Origin of the sequence: Escherichia sp. KCJ4928, from assembly GCF_004352695.1 — a bacterium.
Taxonomy (GTDB): Bacteria; Pseudomonadota; Gammaproteobacteria; order Enterobacterales; family Enterobacteriaceae; genus ECMA0423.
The window spans coordinates 1-2,318 of sequence record NZ_SJWV01000335.1; the positions used below are offsets into that span (position 1 = coordinate 1).

2 protein-coding genes are annotated in these 2,318 nt (G+C 47.7%); both read right to left on the bottom strand.

Features of this window, described 5'->3' with window-relative positions:
- Positions 1 to 77: 77 nt before the first annotated feature.
- On the bottom strand, positions 78 to 368 hold the full coding sequence (locus E0D98_RS23380; RefSeq protein WP_062896504.1) for a hypothetical protein: 291 nt from the start codon (positions 366 to 368) through the stop codon (positions 78 to 80).
- 41 nt (positions 369 to 409) lie between these two features.
- Entirely contained in the window at positions 410 to 1,579 is a 1,170-nt protein-coding gene (locus E0D98_RS23385) for a site-specific integrase (protein ID WP_000486830.1), read from the bottom strand.
- Positions 1,580 to 2,318 lie beyond the last annotated feature (739 nt).

Below are 2,318 nucleotides of genomic sequence, written 5' to 3' on the forward strand. Positions count from 1 at the left end.
TATTGGCTCTATGTAAAAAGAATGGTGCCACTGCCAGAGTCCCCGGCGTTATTTTTATGCGTTGGGGCCATGAATGTTTATTTGGCATCCCTTATCTCGCCCATCAGCAGGCGGATATGCAGCCAGATGTCATGATCCAGAACAGGTGATGGTGTTACCATGCAAGCACAGTGCCCGATGGCGAGCGGATCAAGGAAGCGTTTTGCATCGCTGGCACTTTCATATTCACCAGTATGGATCAACATCCACCTTTGCCCCAACGCTGATTCGGTGTGAATTGGTTGCGAGAATGCGATTGTGTAAACGTCTTCAATTGTAACGATACGATTATTATCCGCAGTGGCTGCACGGGGGGATAAGTGTTTCATAAAGGGTCTCATAGCGTTAATTTTGAACAAAAATTATTTGTTCAGGAGGAGGATATGAAAATACTGTTCGCTTTTGTCATGAACTGGCTGTTTGTTAACGGACAAATCATGACCCGTTCATCAATGTTTGCGGGTAGCTCGCCTGGTGTGGGGACGCGTTCACCCCGCTGAGCAGCCTGGGCCAGTGCGCGCAGCAACAATACGCTGGCGTGAGATATTGCCAGTTCCCGGGTTTCAGCACGGCTTTCAAGGTCGAAATCGTGCAGTGTCACAATGAACACTCCGTTTCTGTTTCTGACAGTTGCAGGGTAGGGAACAAAATAAGGGGAAATTTTGCTGGTCTGTTTACGCCTTGCATCGAGTTTACTGACCAGGTGATATGCCCGGAGATGTGTGTACCGTTTCAACATGTTCAGGGAGCGGTGACCGGAAATGGCTGCAATCTCCATAACGTTCAGTGTGCCGAGCTCGAACAGACGGCTGATGGCCTCATGGCGGAGATCGTGAAAATGCAGATTTTCTATTTTCAGATCCAGAAGAGCGGTACGCCAGGCGCTTTTGAAACCGGACGAGGTGTAACTGAACACATTGCCGTTTATCTGTTGTGGCAGAATTTGCAGGTAGTTACGTGCTTTCCGGGAGAGTGGTACGTCGCGTGGTGAGCCATTTTTCGTTTCAGGAAGATGCGCCACGCCGTGCTGCAAATCGAGGTGTTCCCAGCGTAATGAGAGAATTTCTCCCTGGCGCATTGCTGTTTCCAGAGCCAGATGGAAGATAACGTAGAGCTGCGGATTTTTGTCCCTGAAATAGCGGGAAATGCGGCGTTCTTCACCAGAAGTCAGTCGGCGGTCGCGGCCATTACTGATTTTCGGTTTTCGGACCAGTTCAACAGGATTCATACGGCATGTTCCCCATTCCACTCGGGCGATATTGAATAATGATGATAAAAGGGCAAGTTCAAGACGGACGGTATTTCCGGTGATTTGACGCCCTGTTCGTGGGTTAATTTGAGCTAAACGCTGATCCCGGTAACCGGCGATATCAATGGTAGTGATTTCATCCATATAGCGATCGGCCATAGGGTGACGTTTAATCACATTGACGCGATAAAACTCCTGCAGATGACCTTTTTTATGGACGGAAACAGTCTTCAGGTATTTGTCCAGTGCCCGGCTGAGGGACATTTTGCGAATTTTGTTTTTTTGAAACATATCTGCCTTCCACGATAAAAACGGGGAAGGTAGGAGGCTGGATACAGAAATGCAATACTTTCGTGCCAATCCGGTGTCTGGCGGTCAACTGAAATTAAATTCACAACGCAGACCTATAACATCGGAAAAAATATTCGTAATTTCAGACTTGGTGTCCATGCATATTGTGCATGGACGTATCTTAATGGTTCTCCTTTCGGTGGTTTTCAGCAGGTTTATTCCGATAAAAATAATGTCTGGTATGTCAATAATTATGCGTGGGGTAATTATGAGTCAGGTGGAACGATATCTGTTACGTGTCTCAATATACCTGGGGCCGGTATTTAATTAAGCGTCAGGCAGTAGCCAGCGTGCCAATCCGGTGTCTGGAAGAATAATATCAGCGATGCACTGGTTTTTGATTATTCGGCCTGTTATGACGCAGAAGAAGACTCCAGAAAACCGGTTTATGCGAACTGGGGTAGTGGCTCAAACGGCTTTGCCGTCTGTGACGGCAAAGCAGGCTATGGTGCGGCAGGATTCAGAGCGTACAGAGGTAAACCGGGGTATTCGGGAAGCATGGTCTGGGTCAAAATACGTTGCTGTAAGTTAAAAGTTAATACGCCTTAAATACATCAGCTTGCTTTGACGATGTAGTTAAAGGCAATGTTTTTGGGGCGCATTTCCGTTGTGCTTCCCTGGGCCCAGTAAGGCATACCGCTGTGATGCCCTTTCAGCCATCCCCCACGCTCATGATAGA

What these genes read in the sequence shown, in the direction of transcription:
- E0D98_RS23380 (WP_062896504.1), bottom strand. Translation starts at nt 368, where the DNA reads ATGAAACACTTATCCCCCCGTGCAGCCACTGCGGATAATAATCGTATC.
- E0D98_RS23385 (WP_000486830.1), bottom strand. Translation starts at nt 1,579, where the DNA reads ATGTTTCAAAAAAACAAAATTCGCAAAATGTCCCTCAGCCGGGCACTG.